This window comes from Methylomonas sp. TEB (assembly GCF_047777895.1).
Taxonomy (GTDB): Bacteria; Pseudomonadota; Gammaproteobacteria; order Methylococcales; family Methylomonadaceae; genus Methylomonas.
Window position 1 is genome coordinate 2,705,025 of record NZ_CP180476.1, and the last position, 14,509, is coordinate 2,719,533.

General features: G+C 52.3%; 24 protein-coding genes. 1 reads left to right on the forward strand and 23 read right to left on the reverse strand.

The window, feature by feature from the left end:
* Positions 1–3: 3 nt before the first annotated feature.
* From ACMXD4_RS12125 to ACMXD4_RS12195, 15 genes are all read right to left on the reverse strand, one after another.
* Positions 4–159 carry a hypothetical protein gene (locus tag ACMXD4_RS12125; protein WP_171695277.1) on the reverse strand — a complete coding sequence of 52 codons (156 nt, stop codon included), beginning with the start codon at positions 157–159 and terminating at the stop codon, positions 4–6.
* Between the two features lie 166 nt (positions 160–325).
* A complete protein-coding gene (locus ACMXD4_RS12130) occupies positions 326–799 on the reverse strand; it encodes a GNAT family N-acetyltransferase (protein WP_171695276.1) in 474 nt (157 codons plus the stop codon).
* 24 nt (positions 800–823) lie between these two features.
* On the reverse strand, positions 824–1,456 hold the full coding sequence (locus ACMXD4_RS12135; RefSeq protein WP_415878205.1) for an FMN-binding negative transcriptional regulator: 633 nt from the start codon (positions 1,454–1,456) through the stop codon (positions 824–826).
* A 40-nt stretch (positions 1,457–1,496) separates the two neighbouring features.
* Positions 1,497–1,886, reverse strand: coding sequence for a tautomerase family protein (locus ACMXD4_RS12140; protein WP_415878206.1), 390 nt, complete (start codon positions 1,884–1,886; stop codon positions 1,497–1,499).
* A gap of 42 nt (positions 1,887–1,928) precedes the next feature.
* The gene (locus ACMXD4_RS12145) at positions 1,929–2,219 is read right to left on the reverse strand and encodes a DUF1330 domain-containing protein (RefSeq protein ID WP_415878207.1); all 291 of its coding nucleotides are present in this window, start codon (positions 2,217–2,219) and stop codon (positions 1,929–1,931) included.
* Positions 2,216–2,905: a glutamine amidotransferase-related protein gene (locus ACMXD4_RS12150; RefSeq protein WP_415878208.1), complete on the reverse strand. Its 690-nt coding sequence runs from the start codon at positions 2,903–2,905 to the stop codon at positions 2,216–2,218. The genes ACMXD4_RS12145 and ACMXD4_RS12150 overlap by 4 nt, the downstream gene beginning before the upstream one ends.
* 19 nt (positions 2,906–2,924) lie before the next feature.
* Entirely contained in the window at positions 2,925–3,749 is an 825-nt protein-coding gene (locus ACMXD4_RS12155; RefSeq protein WP_415878209.1) for an alpha/beta fold hydrolase, read from the reverse strand.
* Complete coding sequence (locus tag ACMXD4_RS12160) at positions 3,737–5,212, reverse strand: amidase (RefSeq protein ID WP_415878210.1); 1,476 nt, start codon at positions 5,210–5,212, stop codon at positions 3,737–3,739. The genes ACMXD4_RS12155 and ACMXD4_RS12160 overlap by 13 nt, the downstream gene beginning before the upstream one ends.
* Positions 5,209–5,709 (reverse strand): signal peptidase II, encoded by a 501-nt coding sequence (gene lspA / locus ACMXD4_RS12165; protein ID WP_415878211.1) that lies wholly within the window; start codon positions 5,707–5,709, stop codon positions 5,209–5,211. Before lspA ends, ACMXD4_RS12160 begins: the two co-directional genes overlap by 4 nt.
* 17 nt (positions 5,710–5,726) lie before the next feature.
* A complete protein-coding gene (locus ACMXD4_RS12170) occupies positions 5,727–6,128 on the reverse strand; it encodes a GFA family protein (RefSeq protein WP_415878212.1) in 402 nt (133 codons plus the stop codon).
* A gap of 53 nt (positions 6,129–6,181) precedes the next feature.
* A complete protein-coding gene (locus tag ACMXD4_RS12175; RefSeq protein ID WP_415878213.1) occupies positions 6,182–6,811 on the reverse strand; it encodes a class I SAM-dependent methyltransferase in 630 nt (209 codons plus the stop codon).
* Between the two features lie 115 nt (positions 6,812–6,926).
* Positions 6,927–7,493, reverse strand: coding sequence for a hypothetical protein (locus ACMXD4_RS12180; protein ID WP_415878214.1), 567 nt, complete (start codon positions 7,491–7,493; stop codon positions 6,927–6,929).
* Positions 7,494–7,534: 41 nt separating this feature from the next.
* The gene (locus ACMXD4_RS12185; protein ID WP_415878215.1) at positions 7,535–8,017 is read right to left on the reverse strand and encodes a GNAT family N-acetyltransferase; all 483 of its coding nucleotides are present in this window, start codon (positions 8,015–8,017) and stop codon (positions 7,535–7,537) included.
* Positions 8,018–8,057: 40 nt separating this feature from the next.
* Complete coding sequence (locus ACMXD4_RS12190) at positions 8,058–8,741, reverse strand: SAM-dependent methyltransferase (protein ID WP_415878216.1); 684 nt, start codon at positions 8,739–8,741, stop codon at positions 8,058–8,060.
* Positions 8,742–8,777: 36 nt separating this feature from the next.
* Positions 8,778–9,179, reverse strand: coding sequence for a DUF4260 domain-containing protein (locus ACMXD4_RS12195; RefSeq protein ID WP_415878217.1), 402 nt, complete (start codon positions 9,177–9,179; stop codon positions 8,778–8,780).
* A 236-nt stretch (positions 9,180–9,415) separates the two neighbouring features.
* Between ACMXD4_RS12195 and ACMXD4_RS12200 the strand changes: the two genes are divergently transcribed.
* Positions 9,416–9,559: a hypothetical protein gene (locus tag ACMXD4_RS12200; protein ID WP_415878218.1), complete on the forward strand. Its 144-nt coding sequence runs from the start codon at positions 9,416–9,418 to the stop codon at positions 9,557–9,559.
* 24 nt (positions 9,560–9,583) lie between these two features.
* Here ACMXD4_RS12200 and ACMXD4_RS12205 read toward each other — a convergent pair whose 3' ends face one another.
* The 8 genes from ACMXD4_RS12205 to ACMXD4_RS12240 form a co-directional block, all read right to left on the reverse strand.
* Positions 9,584–10,204, reverse strand: a complete 621-nt coding sequence (locus ACMXD4_RS12205) for a LysE family translocator (protein WP_415878219.1) — start codon at positions 10,202–10,204, stop codon at positions 9,584–9,586.
* Between the two features lie 65 nt (positions 10,205–10,269).
* Positions 10,270–10,830: a histidine phosphatase family protein gene (locus ACMXD4_RS12210; RefSeq protein ID WP_415878220.1), complete on the reverse strand. Its 561-nt coding sequence runs from the start codon at positions 10,828–10,830 to the stop codon at positions 10,270–10,272.
* A gap of 34 nt (positions 10,831–10,864) precedes the next feature.
* Positions 10,865–11,473, reverse strand: coding sequence for a GyrI-like domain-containing protein (locus ACMXD4_RS12215; protein WP_101052371.1), 609 nt, complete (start codon positions 11,471–11,473; stop codon positions 10,865–10,867).
* A 70-nt stretch (positions 11,474–11,543) separates the two neighbouring features.
* Positions 11,544–11,885, reverse strand: coding sequence for a cupin domain-containing protein (locus tag ACMXD4_RS12220; RefSeq protein ID WP_101052370.1), 342 nt, complete (start codon positions 11,883–11,885; stop codon positions 11,544–11,546).
* 12 nt (positions 11,886–11,897) lie between these two features.
* Positions 11,898–12,323 (reverse strand): PaaI family thioesterase, encoded by a 426-nt coding sequence (locus tag ACMXD4_RS12225; RefSeq protein ID WP_415878221.1) that lies wholly within the window; start codon positions 12,321–12,323, stop codon positions 11,898–11,900.
* A gap of 125 nt (positions 12,324–12,448) precedes the next feature.
* Positions 12,449–12,790: a hypothetical protein gene (locus ACMXD4_RS12230; RefSeq protein WP_415878222.1), complete on the reverse strand. Its 342-nt coding sequence runs from the start codon at positions 12,788–12,790 to the stop codon at positions 12,449–12,451.
* Between the two features lie 105 nt (positions 12,791–12,895).
* Positions 12,896–13,399, reverse strand: coding sequence for a GNAT family N-acetyltransferase (locus tag ACMXD4_RS12235; RefSeq protein WP_415878223.1), 504 nt, complete (start codon positions 13,397–13,399; stop codon positions 12,896–12,898).
* Positions 13,396–14,505 carry an NAD(P)H-dependent oxidoreductase gene (locus ACMXD4_RS12240; protein WP_415878224.1) on the reverse strand — a complete coding sequence of 370 codons (1,110 nt, stop codon included), beginning with the start codon at positions 14,503–14,505 and terminating at the stop codon, positions 13,396–13,398. The genes ACMXD4_RS12235 and ACMXD4_RS12240 overlap by 4 nt, the downstream gene beginning before the upstream one ends.
* Positions 14,506–14,509: the final 4 nt, after the last annotated feature.

The window sequence follows — 14,509 nt, forward strand, 5'->3', positions numbered from 1 at the left end:
GCTTTAAGCGGACGGACGTTTGATCAAGAGCCGAATCCAAAACCATGTCTCGAAGCCCGCACCAACGATGAAAGCGGCGTTACCGATACCGGAATAACCGACCAGATAACACGCCACGGCTACCGCTAAAATCATGACGGTGATGATGTGATGTTTCATAGAACTCTTCTCCTACGTAATAAAGTTAAGGAACAACATTAACCAACATCCCGGCTAATTCTGTAGCAATCCGCATCAATGGATCGATGGAGGGACCGCGCCAGCAACTGACCAGGATAAAAACTTCCCGATTCAAACCATACCCATCATATAAACCATCCACGGCTTAGTCGTTTAAAGGTTCAATGGCCGGGATAGGCAAATAGTAGACATAAAACTGTTCGTCACGTGTCCAACCGGTTGTTCGATAAAGTGCCTGCGCCTCGGTGTTGATTACTGCCGTCGACAAGGTCAGGCGGACTGCGCCTAAGGTTGCCGCATATTCGACTGCCGCCGCTATGAGCCGGCCGGCAATGCCTTGCCTACGAAATTCGGCATCGACAAATAGATCGTTGAGAATGTAGGTTCGAGCCAGCGAGACTGACGAAAAGCTGGGGTAAAGCTGAACAAAGCCGGTGGCTCTATTGACCTGCTCGGCCAGGAATAGTACCGATTCGCCGTGTTCGAATCGATCCCGCAAAAACGATTTCGCCGCATGCGGATCACTGGATTTACCGTAAAACCGGCGGTAATCGTCGAATAACGGAACGAGTGCATCCAGGTCGGACAGCGTGGCTTGACGAACGGAAAATGGCTTCATGACGGCTTCCATCAATGGTTGGCGTTAGGGTTTAGCTACGTCGGCAACCAAATCTGCCATGGCCACCTGGCCCGATGCGCGCAACGCTTCGATCACGCTGCTGCGGTTTTCCGGCGGCTGGTTTTGGCTGACCTTCCACTTGCCTTGCAGTCGGGTCACGCTGATTTCGATGCCGACAATTTGCGTGAGCAAGCGTTCGGTAAAATCGGCGGGCGCGTCCGCTATTGCCCAAGGCTCTGGGAAACCGGCTTCGAATTCATCCGTCATGGCCTGCAATTGCCCACGAATCCAGGCCGGGTCGTCGATTATCCTTAGTTTGCCGTATGCATGCACGGCGGTGTAGTTCCAGGTCGGCACCACCTTGCCTGTTTGCGGTTTGCTTGCATACCAGGACGGCGAAATATAGGCGTTTTCCGCTTGAAACACCGCCAACACTTCGGTTTGCGGATCGAAGTCCGTCCACAGCGGATTCGATCGGGCGATATGGCCGCGCAAGCTGCCGTAAGGCAAACCGTCGTCCTCTACCCAATGCAGCGGAATGTGATTAGCGTTGAGGCCGTCGGCTGATAAGGTAACCAGCGTCGCCAGCGGATAATCGCGTATCAATGTCTGCATGACATCAATTCGGGGTTCGTTGAAATGCTTAGGGATATACATGAGTGCTTGCTGGATGCTTACTGTTTAAGTGTCGATGCCGTTACACATTGATTTTGTAATTCAATGTCACTTCGTCGCCATGCATGCCTCGGAATCCCCAATTGCAGGCGGGACTTTCATAGATACAAATTTCAATATCCTGGTGAGCGATGCCGATTTTTTCTTGGATGCGATCGAACAGCAAACGAATCAGCTTTTTCTTGGTTGCCGTTTCCCGGCCGCTAATCATAGTGATTTCGATGATCGTATAGGCATCGGTTCTGCCGCTGGGCGCGAACAGATCGTCTTTTTCCAGCGGGAAGAATCTGTGCGCCCTCTTGTCTTGCGGAAACTGCAGCGCTTCCACCACGCATTCATGAATCACATCGGACAATTGCCGCTTGATGGGATTGAGATGATCTTTAATTCCGTAGATTTTGATTTGTGCCATTTTGATGATCTAACCGTTGATATGTTGGGCTTTACTGTTGCGTTACAAACATCCATCCACTAAAACGAGTTTACAGGTGGTGGTTTGATGGCGTAATAAAAACAGCGCTTGCGCTTCAGGGTCTTGAAGAAAGCCGTTAGCTTGTTCTCGTGATGGAAACTCGATGACAACGACCCTTTCAGGGCTCCAATCACCCTCAATCACAGTAGGCTGTTCGCCACGAACCACGTACCTTCCGGAATGTTTTTCTATCAATGCCGGTATTTTCAAGATGTATTCTCGGAATCGATCAAAATCATGGATCGTTAGATCCAAAATGAGATAGGCATTCATAGTTTTGCCACGGCCCTTAAAAACGCCGAAACCAAAGGGTGCGGCTGCTCCGGCGTGGATCGGGCTTGCGGCACGAACAGCGTACCAATGAAAAACGGATGATCCGGCCATTCGATCACCCGAATCTCGCCTTCGACATCGGCACCGGTGATTAGCAACGAGCCTTGTTTCAATACCTCGATATAGTTCGGGTTGATGCCGAAATTGCAGTAATACTGTTCGCCGGCGGTCGACGCGCCGTAAATGTCGGCGACGCGCGAGCCGGGCTTGAAGGTCAGCGGCAACTGCCGCCCAGCCAGCGAACAAGCCAGCTGCGAAATAAATAAACTCGAGGCATAGGGATCGTACTCGGCGTGTTGCGCGTCTTTGAATCCCAGCACATTGCGGGCGTATTCCAAAATCATGTGCTGAAAACCACCGCAGGTGCCGAAGCACGGAATGTTGTTTTCTCGGGCATGGCGAATCGCCGACAACGTTTTATCCATGTTTTTATATGGACTACCGGGCGCAATCCAGAGTCCGGAGTAGCGTTCGAACAGAGTTTGGTCGATGTCCTCGGTTGAAACCCAGTCGGCGTTAATCTCCAACCCCAAAGCCGCCTTCGCATGTTCGATAGCGGCATTGGTCGCCAAATGCGGCGGAAAGGTCGGCGTATATTCGCCGAGTAATGCAATTGATGGGGTCATGGCTGGGTCAGTTTCTTGGTTAATTTAGGGTTTCGATCGATCGACAGATCGTCGGCGCGGTTCGATACAGACAGGAATAATGGGAAAGTCCGTCCAGTACCGTGATTTTCGAACAGCCGGGCAACGCCGATGCCAGATAATCGGCCATCGCAAGCGGCGACCAGTTGTCTTCCGCGCCGTGCCAAATCTGAGTATCGACGCTGATTTCGGCCAGCGTTGTTTTCCAGGGTTGGACGTAGGCGATGACGTCGCGAACGTAGCCTAGCGCATCGCGCTTGAAACAGGTTTTGAGCATTTTCATCATCATGGTTCGAAAAGCTTGGTCGGCCAGCAAGGCTCGGTCTTCGCCGGCCGCGCTGGCAAATAGCATCCGCAGCAGCAGGCCGGGAAACCAATTCGCCAGCCATCCTTTCATGCGAGCCAGCCACAGAAATGCAGCTTGACGATTTTGAGCCAGCCGGAAAACGGCTTTTCCCGCCGCCGCGTGGATAAAGTCGCCAGCCTCCAACGGTGCGGCGGCGGAAACCAAATGCAGGCTGCGAACCTTGCCGTTCATCACCCGGCAAACTTGCAAGGCAATGAAAGCGCCGATGGAAAAGCCGATAAAATCGACGGGCTTATCGTCAACCTTGTTGGCAATCTCATCGGCGATGTATTGGTAATAGGCGTCGCCTTGCAAGCTAGGAGCTCTGGTCGAGCGGTCGTAACAAATGATGGTCAGCCGATGTTGTTTGCCATGAAGGTCAAAAATTTCGCATTCGTCGGGCGAGCCCGGCGTACCGTGGAAATAGATCACCGGTTGGCCGTCGGCGGCACCGAATTGGCTGAACGCTATTGCTGGCATAACGGCGGCATTTTGCGTTTCCAAGGTGCGGTCTGTTCGAGCTGGGCGGCCAGTTGGAACAGTAACCGGTCGTTGCCGGTTGCCGCCATGAACTGCGCGCCATGCGGCAAACCGTCGTCGCTCCAATACAGCGGCACCGACATGGCCGGTTGGCCGGTAATGTTGGCAAGCGGGGTGAACGGCGTTTGCTGCACGGCTTTACTGATGATCGCATCCAGCAATCGGTTGGAGAACAATTTGTCGGCCAAGCCGGTCGCCAGCAATCCGCGGATCAGCCATCGTTCCAAAACATTGGGATCGAGGGCGTCGGATGCCAACGGCGGCGTGGCAACCGTCGGCGTCAGGATCACGTCGTAGCGGCGATGAAACTCCGCCAACCGTCCGGCGATCCGCTGCCAGACAGCCAAGGCTTGCTGCAGCTGTTCGTCGCTCACGCCTTTGCCGATGCCGGCCAGCAGCCGGGTATTTAGCTCTATGGCCAACTGCGGCTCTGTCAGCTCCAGCCACTGCGCCATGTTGGCGACATCCCGCGCGGTATAGTAAAAAACCACGGTCAGAAAGGCCCGCATCAATTCGCGGCCGTCGAAATTCCAGACCGCCTCCTCCACCACGTGGCCAAGTGCTTCGCAGTGTTTGGCGGCTTTGGCCGCTGCGAAAAGACAGTCGCGGTGTATCAAGGTCTCGACCGGCGCTTGCTTGATCAGCGCTATTTTCAGCCTTTTCGGTGGCTGGCTGGCGGCGTGCAGGTAAGACGTGGAAGCCGGATCGGAGTTGCCGGCTACCCAATCCAGATAGGCGGCGCTGTCGCGGACGCTGATCGTGCAGACGTGGCTGACCACCGCCCCGCCCCAAGCCTTAGAAAAATCCTCGAAGCGGTTCGAGCCTCGGGACGGTTTGAAACCGAAGATGCCGCAATAGGACGCCGGCAATCTAATCGAACCGCCACCATCGCTGGCATAAGCCATAGGCACGATGCGAGCGGCTACGGCGGCGGCACTGCCGCCGCTGGAGCCACCCGAATTGAGGTTTAAGTCCCAGGGGTTGCGGGTGCTGCCGAATACGGCATTGTTGGCTAGCGACGATGCGCCCAGCTCCGAGGTATTGGTCTTGCCGAAGGTAATCAAACCGGCGGCATTGAGCCGGGCGGCCATCTCGCTATCGGCGGCGGGACGGTAATCCTTCATCGCCACGCTGCCGTTCGACATAGGGACACCCGCGAAACGCAGCATCAAGTCCTTGACCAGAAACGGCACGCCGGTAAACGGTCCACGGTTGCCTAGGTTTTTCACCAGCGATTCCGCTAGATCATCCATCGGCGTGACGACGGCATTCAGCAACGGATTACACGCGGCCAAGCGCGCCAGAGCCGCCTTCAGCAATTCCCCTGCTGTAACTTCGCCGGATTGCACCAGTTGCGCCAGACCCAAGGCATCGTATTGCGGATATTCGCTGAACGGATTCATTGCTCGGACGGCCGTTGGTTAGTTCGGGGCATGCCGGTAAACAACATCAATACGCCGGCGACCACGACCACGTCGGCGACGTTGAACACGCCGGTGCGGATCGGCCCAATGCCTATGTTGATAAAATCCACCACATAACCACCGTATATCAATCTATCGATCAGATTGCCCAAGCCACCCGCCAATAACAACGCATAGGCCAGGATCGAGGACGGCGAGGCCGATTTTGCAGACAGTATGTAACCCAGCAAAACCAATAACGCCAAGGCGACCCCACCCGAAAACAAGCTGTCGCGCAGGGTGTCCGGAAGCGACGAACCCAAACCCAAAAATGCGCCGTGATTGTGGGCCAACTGCAAGCGCACGGTATCGCCCCAGAACGACCAAACTTCGGTCTCGGATAAAAACGATTGGGCCATGGACTTGGTGGCCTGATCGCAACCGACGCAGGAGACCAACACAATAAAGATCAGGAGTGCGCGTTTCATCATGCTCATTTCGGTGTTTCCTCAGGTTATACGTGCTCTTTTAATTCAAGACTTGGGTCGACAAAGTCCCAGGGCTGATGGCTTGCATGCCAAAAAACGGTTTGCGGCTTAAACAAACCGGGATTTTCCAAAGTCGCGGCATGGAAAAACAGCATGCCCGGATAACCCGATGATTTCTTTAAAACCGGATTGCCGCAAGTCGGACAAAAGCCGCTCGTGACGGTATTGCTGCTATCGGCAGTCAGTTCGAAAAATTTCAGCGATCCCGAAATCATAGTGCCCGTTTCCAATGCCACAAACTCGGCCGAATGGCCTGTGCCGGTGATTCTTTGACACTGCCGGCATTGGCATAAAAAAGACAAACGAGGCGCGGTTTGTAATTCATAGCTAATTGCTCCGCACATGCAACGGCCTTTAAATTGGCTCATGTCCGTTATCCTCGTAATGGTTTGATCGCCGTTATGGTTATCATTTTGCAAACTTAGAGTTTTTTCCCAAAATAATGAATGGCATGGGTTTTTGCACCGGAAACTGTCGTGGCCTCAGTAACAAAATGGCTAATTTCATCAAATAGAGATAATTCATCAGTAATTTCAGTCGACATAAAATGTTTCATTTCCACATTGAACGAGGCGATGAACGTGCCCGTTGCAGAATATTGGATATTTTCTGATTGATGAAATTCGACGCAATAAATGATGCCGCTCTTATTCAGCAACTCATACGCCAATTCGATGATTTTCCTGCGCTGTGCCTTATTGGGAATGCAGGTCAGTACGGCGCAAAATAAAATGACGTCGAATTTTCCAATGTCGGCCGGTATTTCATAGCTATCGATGTAACGTAGATCGAGCGTTGGATAGTGTTTTAAGCCGCGCCTGATCATTTCGATTGACGTATCTACGCCTGTCAAACAACCGTATCCTCTGGCGTGCAGCTCGCTCGTTATCCTGCCATAGCCGCAACCGTAATCCAGTATTTTTGCATTCTTGCTAATTAGCGTTGTTAATTTATCCAAGTCCGGCTCAAGCGAAAATGAGATTTCACCGGCTACTTTATTCCATGCATCTCGCTGGGTATCGACAGGCGCTAAAGGATTAAAGGCACTCACTCTGCCTCCATCAACCTAGCGTATGTGTTTAGTGATGCCGCTTCCGCTTCGATTGCTCCGCGTAATGTCCACCGGTTAACGGTTCGAAAAAGGCTATGAAAATAAAACGTCATTTTTACAGAACTTCAGCTACCGATTCCTCAAGTGGAATATTGACATTGAGTTTGTACCAATCATCGAAGCGCTGTCGATAAGATTCGAAGGGCTGATGCAGTTCCTGGCGCGGATCGTTGCTCAGAGCGTAGGCCATGCCTTCGATTAGCCACTGCTCACCGTTTAGCAACGCCAGGCTGCCAAATTGATCGGCCTGCCAATGATGGATGAGTTCATGCGCCACGTAATGTGGCTGCCAGCCTAGCGGGGCAATGGCGATAGCGAAACTGCCCAAGGTGAATCCGGCCTTGTTCGATAGGCCGAATGCGGACCGGCATTGCTCCGTGCTACAAAAGACGATCTTCGGCTCGCCGATAGCCAAGCCCCATTGCGTGGCAAGATAACTTTTCGAGTCGTTGAGTAGTGATTGCGCCTTCGCAAGCTCCGAAAAATCATCCACGCATAGGTTTTGTTGGTTGCAATGGACACCGAATACTTCAGGGATCAGAACCCGGACCGGTTTGAAAAAAGCCAACGCGGAAATCGGCACCAACAGGAAAATCACGGCTAGCCATCTACTGTATTTCATCAACCTTTCTCCATGGCAACTAACGCAAAGCACATGCGTGTTTAGTGATTGGTAGCTAAATTTTGTCTCATTTTCCGACCGCCGACCGGCGTAAGACCGTTGTACTGATAAAAACTTAATGTCCGTTCAAACTCCGGGAGCGGCGGCGTGCATAGCTCCAGGCACGACCAACCGCGCCTTTGCCCATAAATTCTCACCTGCTCCATCAACAGCGCGCCGACACCCGAACAGCGAAACTCGGGAATGACATAAAACTCTTGAATCAGGCCGATTTTGCCGCCGGCATATAAGGCATAGGTTTCGGTGATGGTCGAAACAGCAACCGGAACATTATCCGACCAACCAACAATAGCCGCGTAGTGGCCCGCCGATAACAGCTCGGCACAGCGCCGTACCGTACCTGCCAAGTCAATGTCAAAATGCTGCGCATGTGTGCGCTCGCAGATTTCCTGCGTCAATTGGACGACCAGTGAACCTATAATGTCTGCGTGGTCCGGCGTTGCTTGTATAAACTCCAATGTCATTTGCTCACTCACCTGTGGTCGTTGCTTTATTCCACGCTCGTTATTTAGGCTTGATGACCAACATTTGATTACCGCCGCGTTGAAATTCGTAATTAACCTTGACGATCTGTACGTCAAATCCTCGGCCGGTAAATTCTTCGCAGACCTGGGAAAGATAAGGCGAAATTGCCCCATCTAGCGCCAGCAGCGGAAATATCCGCACCTCCCGGGCTACCCGCAACATTTCCTGTACTGCCTGAAGATGAAACTCCGCCGACAAGTGTGCACTGTACAAAAACAAAAAATGCGACGACAAGGCCATATCGAATTGTCTGTCTTCAAAAGGCAGTGCAGGTAACTCTCCCGCTAGGTATCGGCCTTGTTGTTTACCCAACTCGAAATCGGCAAGGAAAGTGTCCATGGCTGTCATACGGATTTCTCCTAGCGCCTCTATCGAAGGAATGACATCCCAGATAAAGTCGCGTTGGTTTTCAAGCGTCTGAGCCATGACAGTTTCATAGGTTTCGGCGATGCGGCTTTTGATCTGCTCGACATCAAACATGTAGACAGGGTCTACTGAAACGATATGCCCACCACATTGGGTCAGTTCAGCGTTGAATCCGGCGGGCCCGTCACCGCAACCCAAAATATGCCGACCCAGATCGGCCTCGCTCAGGCTAAACATGCTGACATATTCCGCGTATGAACGCCCCCAGGGTACGACCTTGTCGAGTGTAAAAGCCATCCTATGTTCCTTACCTGCTTCGGGTCTTAAACCCGGTTATTGTGCTTCCGAATGTTTGACACCAAATCGCCCGATGCGGCCAAGATGGGTAAAATCGAATCCCGCCGGATATTTGAGTCCGTAACCCAGCGCCCGGTCAAAACCGATATGGGCGCACCAGATCAAACCGGCACATTGCAGGGCCGACGACGGAACCGTGAGGCCGATCACCAGACTGGCAACGGCACCGAGGTATGAGTGCGCAGTGTTATAGCTAATAGCGCCAACCTTAGCGCCGGCGAAATAACCGAGTAACGAAATATCGGGCACCAGGAAGTAGAGTGCGAAAGTGCTCCAGTTCAGATCGAGTTTTGCGTAAGCGATGCAGGCGGCAAGTAGCACGCACAATGCCTCCAGTCGCAATAACACCCGAACGGCACCTGTGGTTTCACCTAGCATTTGGACTCCAACAGTTTCTAAATAGAAACGGATTATTTTGGGTTAATTACAACTCAGGATCAGGCCTTGCAACAACTGTCAGTATTGACAGGGTTATGGTGTGAAACTCGTAACCTATAGCGTACAGCTCGCTTATGATCCACCATCACTGCAACCACAATCTAGTACTTATTCTATATCGACAAGCGCTCTTGGCCCATTGCATCTCACTCGGCCCCCATGAACGCCAACATCAGATGCATTTGCGCGGCCAACATCGGAACGCCGGTGTGGATGACCTTCCCTTGGCCGGCGTTCCGGCTTGGCTGACCGGGTGGGCGATGACGCCGAGTATTTTGGTGTTGCCGGTAATCGATGCAAGCATGTCTTTTAAATTGTAATGCGAAGTGGCTTTGGACAACCTGTCAGAAACCAAAGCCGCTATTCTGCACCAGCACATAAGCCTGATGGACAGACGCCAAACCAAAAGCAGCCATCGCTAAGGCCAATACTTTCATAACCCACACATACCCGTGGCTTTCCAGGGCTGGCCTGAAAAAAGCCGCAAGCAAAGCAACGGCGAATTTTGATGCGATGAGCGTCAGTATAGCGGTGGCCACAAAGACCGTACTCTGCACCGCATTTGCCCGCAGAATGTAAGCACCACCAACCGTAAACCAAAATAGATAAGGGCTTGGGTTCAGCAGATTGATTTTCACGGCTTGAGAGAGCGAACTTTCTTTTTCAAGCTTCCCACCCAAATTGATTTCCTTAACGGACAATATTTTCCGGGCCAGATAAACCAAGTACAGGCCTCCAATCAGGCTCAAGGTTGCGGCGAACAAATTGATGCTTTTGAAGCTGGAAAGCAACCATAGAGCGACAATGATTATTGGGCCGTCTGTTATCAAGGGAGCCAAGCTTGCACGAAAGCCACTCAGCAGACCTTTAGTCAAGGTTTGTTGGATAACGACGATTCCAAGTGGACCGGGTTTGAGCCCGGCGGCAAGCCCGAATGATAGGGCAGAAAAGAAAAATTCATCCATGTGCGAAATTTATGTAGCTTCTAAAATAGAGATAATAGGCGAAGGACCTGGGCTCGATCCACATCTTATGTTGCACGGTGGCGATATACCCCATATTCCCAATAGCCGCCGCCCGGCTTCGTGGGGCCAACCCAATTTCTGGCTAACAATTCCTGGGCTATGAAGTAATTAACGAAACCGTGCCCCACCAGCAAAACACTTTGATGCTCATGCGCCATGTCTATTAATACCGATGCCGCGACTTGCGCCCTCCTTTTTGCCATTGAGAGCGACTCACCGTTTCGTGAGAATCCAATCACCGACATACACCGTAATAGTATGCCCCAGGCATTGACCGACATCGTCAATGACCCCTGTTTGAAATGAGGGGTAGCGATTTCCCGAAACACGGGGTCGCTCAGCAAAACATCGGCAAATCCCAGTGCCCTGGCCGATTCCAAAGAACGGATAAAGTCGCTACAAACGGCGACATGGCATGCCGATGCGCGCTGCTTGGCGTTTTCCGGCGCTTCGTCCGCTATTCCTGATAAATCATAATTTCTGATAATCTCGCCAATCTCTCGCGCCTTGGCTTTGCCTTTCAGCTCGAATGTCGGTTTACCGTGCCTGATTAATGTAATGTCCATGGGTCGTCTTGTAACATAGCGGTGGCATTAACCCTCATTTCATGGGTTGCCGAATGATGGTTTTCCAGTTCTTCGGATCTGCGCGCCGTATATCACTCAAATAAATTTCGTGATGCTTGCCAATCCGGCTAGTCCTGGTATCGATGAATGCATGCAACCGCTCAATAGTGGGTCCTTCTTCGCAGAATGGGCCAATATGCAAAATCTGAGCGCAAAGACCCTCCGAGAAATTTTCCAGCCGCAGCCTATCTATGCCGGGCAGATTCTTTTTTCTTCGGACTTCGGCAAGAGCGGCGTCGACGATGTCATTCGCTACGAAGTCAGGTTGCAAGATCATCATCGTCCACTTCCATTTTGCCTTGTCGTTGGCTGCAAAGACAGCCATATCATCCGCCCACCATAATCCTTCCAGCGGCATGACCGAATAATCAAGCGCTTGCGACCCCTTCTTGACCATAAATTTGGCCGTGTAGGATACGGAAAACAAGGCCTCGACGGCCTGCGCATAGGCTTGCGAGGTATTGGGATCGCCTTCGCCGTCCACCATCAGGTATCTCAACGGCGGTACCTCAACCTGCACGACCGCTTTGGCGCTGGCTTGATACAAGTGCTTCAATTCTTTTCTGAGGTCGATCTTGTCCATGGATGCTCCCGATGGCGGCTATCGTAAAACATAAGGGAGGCGCGTTAACGCGTTCGGATTAACGGCGATGTTAAACCTCAGTACGGTCGCCTACTGTGGTGGGATGAGAGATCACCAAAAACCGGACATCAGCGCTGGATTCATTGATGAATTGGTGTGGCGTCCTTGGAGCGACTTCAATGCCTTGTCCTTCGGATAATTGGATGCGTTTGCCGTTTACTTCCATCATGGCGCAACCTTCCAAAATATAGAAAAACTGGCGAGCGCTGGCATGAAAATGTCGTACTTCGCTTGCGCCGGGCGGCACGCGCTCGGAGATCACCGACATGTCGGTTCGTTTTACAAGATGCCAACCGTCGCAGCCGTCGCCCCATGTGTAGTGCTCAGCGGATGAGCGGTCGATTGCTTGCATAAATTTTTTCGATTAATTGGTTGCGTTTTGAGCGATAAACCACTCGACGACGGCCGACATGACCACCACTCCCGCCCCATCGACAACCTCAACGGGAATTGCGGCCACTACGCGGCCTCGGGCCGTCAACTCAGAAGACCAGCGCTCAGTCTCTGCAATGGAGACATTGCATCTGGCCGAAACCTGCCCTAATGCCGGCTTGCGAAATTTTGCCTCAAGCTTTCTGACCACCGGAACGATGCCTGAGGTATCGGAAAACTGCCGTGAAAGAAACGCTCCGGAACCTGCTTCGGCAACCGCCAATAATGCGCTGCCGTGGACGGTGCCGAGATGATTGGCATACTGAGGTTTTTCCGGTAAGCAAACTAGAAAGCCGCTATCCGGCTTGGCTAGCTCTAAACCGATCAACTGATTGAAAGGTAATTGCGAAACGTCCATGGCTGATTCTCTCCGATCGATGTTCAAATTAAGTGGACTGCCAATGTTGGCAAGCTCTGTTCAACTACCATGCTAGATAAACGAGCTGTGTACAAAAACAGGTTTTGGCCTCAAAAAACAGCATGTCATGAGTCGCTGTGTAACAGTAATTTGATTTTCGTGCCTATTTGAATAGGATCCGCATCTGGTTCTATGCACACCGATATATGACCCAAGCTAATGGGGCACACAAACTGGAAAAAATTTCCATAACGCACAAACAGGTATTCCAAACCGCCACAGTCAATGTTGCCTCGTTGCGAGGCCAATTTAAGCAAGGTAGGATTGACCAACAGCTCTTCATATCTATCGCTCTCCGAACTGCTGGCGCCCAACATATTCGATTTTGCTTTCGATTCTAGCTGACCATCCCGATAGATAGCGACGTAGCGAATGCTCTCTGACAGCTTGAATATTTTTTCAATCATAATTTCTCAACATAGAACAAATAGCGTCGTTAGTTTCCGACAGTTAGCATGATAGCGGCGTACTTCGCATGTCTAACACGTGGTTGGGGAAATACCAGTTCATAGCTACGGTTGCGGTAGAGCATAGCCTAGGTCTGCGGTTGCCAATTGCATCGGGACAAATGCCACACCTTTATCCTCGATCTTTGACCCCTGCAGCCGAAAGCCCAGCCGTGCATAAAACGGCACAGAGGGCAGCGAGGCATTCACCGTGAAGATTTCCGACGGACTTGCGGCCAACGATAAGTTGATGGCGCGCAACGCCAATGCCGTGCCGATGCCTTGGTATTGGCAGTCAGGCGCAACAAACAGATGAAACAGATGCAGGGCATCGCGAACTGCAACCACACCGGCCAGCTTACCGTTTAGCAAACCTACGAGATAAAGGAAATTAGCGTCGGCGATGTAACAATCAATCGCTTGCGGGCTGATGCTCGAATAAAACAACTCGGCACCGTCGCCTGTTGGGGTAATCGTACAACGGTTGGCAACGCTGCCAATCAGTTGGCTGACGCACTCGGCATCGGTCGCTAAGGCGGTACGGATGATCAACGGCGAGTTTGTCATCATGGCTCAGTAACGGCAAGGTCCGGCAAGTTGTGATAAACCTGCTCGACAGTTTGATTTTCGGTTAAGGCTTTGACGACGGCCGGCAACGGCTCCGGCCAGATGCTGGGCAAATCTTGCTCCAACGAATTCACAATCGGAAACGCCAATTTCTCCAGCGGCGGGCAAAAATCCGCGTTTACGCCGGACTTATTGCCGCGCGCATCGACCCGATACCAGCCGTGTTGCGGCAGGTAAACCGCATTCAAACCGTGCAGGCAATAAGGGGGCTGGTCGCCGTCCAAGGTTAACCGTTGGTAACACAGCCCAGCTGGAATGCCATTGGCACGCAGCAGCGCCGCCAGCAAATGGCTTTTGGCGTAGCAATAGCCGGTGCCGTGGATTAACACCTCGGAGGCTTTACAGGTCACGGGATTCAGTCGGTAGTCCCAACTATGCTTGATCGCGTCCCGGACGAATTCGAAACAGTGTTTGGTGATTGCTTCCTCATCGCTGTAACCTTCCGCCAGTTTTGCGGCTTGGGCGACGATTGCCGGATGTTGGCAATCGATATAAAGACTGCTGCCGAGGAAGGGCTTCATTTCCGGCAAGCATTTTACCGTGCGTTGGATTTTGGATAATACGCCGGTCAGTAATGAAACGATTTCCGGCATCGCCAACAGCTCCGCTTCGCCGATGTTGGCACTCGGCAAAGGCAAGGTGATCGAGGCGGCTTCGATCAGTGTGGCCGACATGGTGACTAAGGTTTCCCGGAGCGCGGCATCGGCATGATGGGCGCGAGGCGTCGCGTTCAATACCGCCACCGGTTTATCCACAAAGCCCTCGAATGCCACCAACCAATCCAGCGCGTTTTTGATAGTGCCGGTAACGCCGTGGGCATATTCGGGGCTGGCGATCAGCAAGGCATCCGCCGCGGCTACGTCGTTGCGCAATTGCTTCGCGACGGCCGGAAGCGCGCTTTCCAAATCCGGATTGTATAAAGGCAACTCGCCAAGCCCGGAAAACAGACGGACTTCAATCGAGGCCGGTGCCAACTGTTTTACAACCCGCAGCACGGCGGAATTGATAGACGCCGTCCGCAAACTGCCGGATAAGGCCAGAATTTTCATCGCA

What these genes read in the sequence shown, in the direction of transcription:
- ACMXD4_RS12125 (WP_171695277.1), bottom strand. Translation starts at nt 159, where the DNA reads ATGAAACATCACATCATCACCGTCATGATTTTAGCGGTAGCCGTGGCG.
- ACMXD4_RS12130 (WP_171695276.1), bottom strand. Translation starts at nt 799, where the DNA reads ATGAAGCCATTTTCCGTTCGTCAAGCCACGCTGTCCGACCTGGATGCA.
- ACMXD4_RS12135 (WP_415878205.1), bottom strand. Translation starts at nt 1,456, where the DNA reads ATGTATATCCCTAAGCATTTCAACGAACCCCGAATTGATGTCATGCAG.
- ACMXD4_RS12140 (WP_415878206.1), bottom strand. Translation starts at nt 1,886, where the DNA reads ATGGCACAAATCAAAATCTACGGAATTAAAGATCATCTCAATCCCATC.
- ACMXD4_RS12145 (WP_415878207.1), bottom strand. Translation starts at nt 2,219, where the DNA reads ATGAATGCCTATCTCATTTTGGATCTAACGATCCATGATTTTGATCGA.
- ACMXD4_RS12150 (WP_415878208.1), bottom strand. Translation starts at nt 2,905, where the DNA reads ATGACCCCATCAATTGCATTACTCGGCGAATATACGCCGACCTTTCCG.
- ACMXD4_RS12155 (WP_415878209.1), bottom strand. Translation starts at nt 3,749, where the DNA reads ATGCCAGCAATAGCGTTCAGCCAATTCGGTGCCGCCGACGGCCAACCG.
- ACMXD4_RS12160 (WP_415878210.1), bottom strand. Translation starts at nt 5,212, where the DNA reads ATGAATCCGTTCAGCGAATATCCGCAATACGATGCCTTGGGTCTGGCG.
- lspA (WP_415878211.1), bottom strand. Translation starts at nt 5,709, where the DNA reads ATGAGCATGATGAAACGCGCACTCCTGATCTTTATTGTGTTGGTCTCC.
- ACMXD4_RS12170 (WP_415878212.1), bottom strand. Translation starts at nt 6,128, where the DNA reads ATGAGCCAATTTAAAGGCCGTTGCATGTGCGGAGCAATTAGCTATGAA.
- ACMXD4_RS12180 (WP_415878214.1), bottom strand. Translation starts at nt 7,493, where the DNA reads ATGAAATACAGTAGATGGCTAGCCGTGATTTTCCTGTTGGTGCCGATT.
- ACMXD4_RS12185 (WP_415878215.1), bottom strand. Translation starts at nt 8,017, where the DNA reads ATGACATTGGAGTTTATACAAGCAACGCCGGACCACGCAGACATTATA.
- ACMXD4_RS12190 (WP_415878216.1), bottom strand. Translation starts at nt 8,741, where the DNA reads ATGGCTTTTACACTCGACAAGGTCGTACCCTGGGGGCGTTCATACGCG.
- ACMXD4_RS12195 (WP_415878217.1), bottom strand. Translation starts at nt 9,179, where the DNA reads ATGCTAGGTGAAACCACAGGTGCCGTTCGGGTGTTATTGCGACTGGAG.
- ACMXD4_RS12200 (WP_415878218.1), top strand. Translation starts at nt 9,416, where the DNA reads ATGCATTTGCGCGGCCAACATCGGAACGCCGGTGTGGATGACCTTCCC.
- ACMXD4_RS12205 (WP_415878219.1), bottom strand. Translation starts at nt 10,204, where the DNA reads ATGGATGAATTTTTCTTTTCTGCCCTATCATTCGGGCTTGCCGCCGGG.
- ACMXD4_RS12210 (WP_415878220.1), bottom strand. Translation starts at nt 10,830, where the DNA reads ATGGACATTACATTAATCAGGCACGGTAAACCGACATTCGAGCTGAAA.
- ACMXD4_RS12215 (WP_101052371.1), bottom strand. Translation starts at nt 11,473, where the DNA reads ATGGACAAGATCGACCTCAGAAAAGAATTGAAGCACTTGTATCAAGCC.
- ACMXD4_RS12220 (WP_101052370.1), bottom strand. Translation starts at nt 11,885, where the DNA reads ATGCAAGCAATCGACCGCTCATCCGCTGAGCACTACACATGGGGCGAC.
- ACMXD4_RS12225 (WP_415878221.1), bottom strand. Translation starts at nt 12,323, where the DNA reads ATGGACGTTTCGCAATTACCTTTCAATCAGTTGATCGGTTTAGAGCTA.
- ACMXD4_RS12230 (WP_415878222.1), bottom strand. Translation starts at nt 12,790, where the DNA reads ATGATTGAAAAAATATTCAAGCTGTCAGAGAGCATTCGCTACGTCGCT.
- ACMXD4_RS12235 (WP_415878223.1), bottom strand. Translation starts at nt 13,399, where the DNA reads ATGATGACAAACTCGCCGTTGATCATCCGTACCGCCTTAGCGACCGAT.
- ACMXD4_RS12240 (WP_415878224.1), bottom strand. Translation starts at nt 14,505, where the DNA reads ATGAAAATTCTGGCCTTATCCGGCAGTTTGCGGACGGCGTCTATCAAT.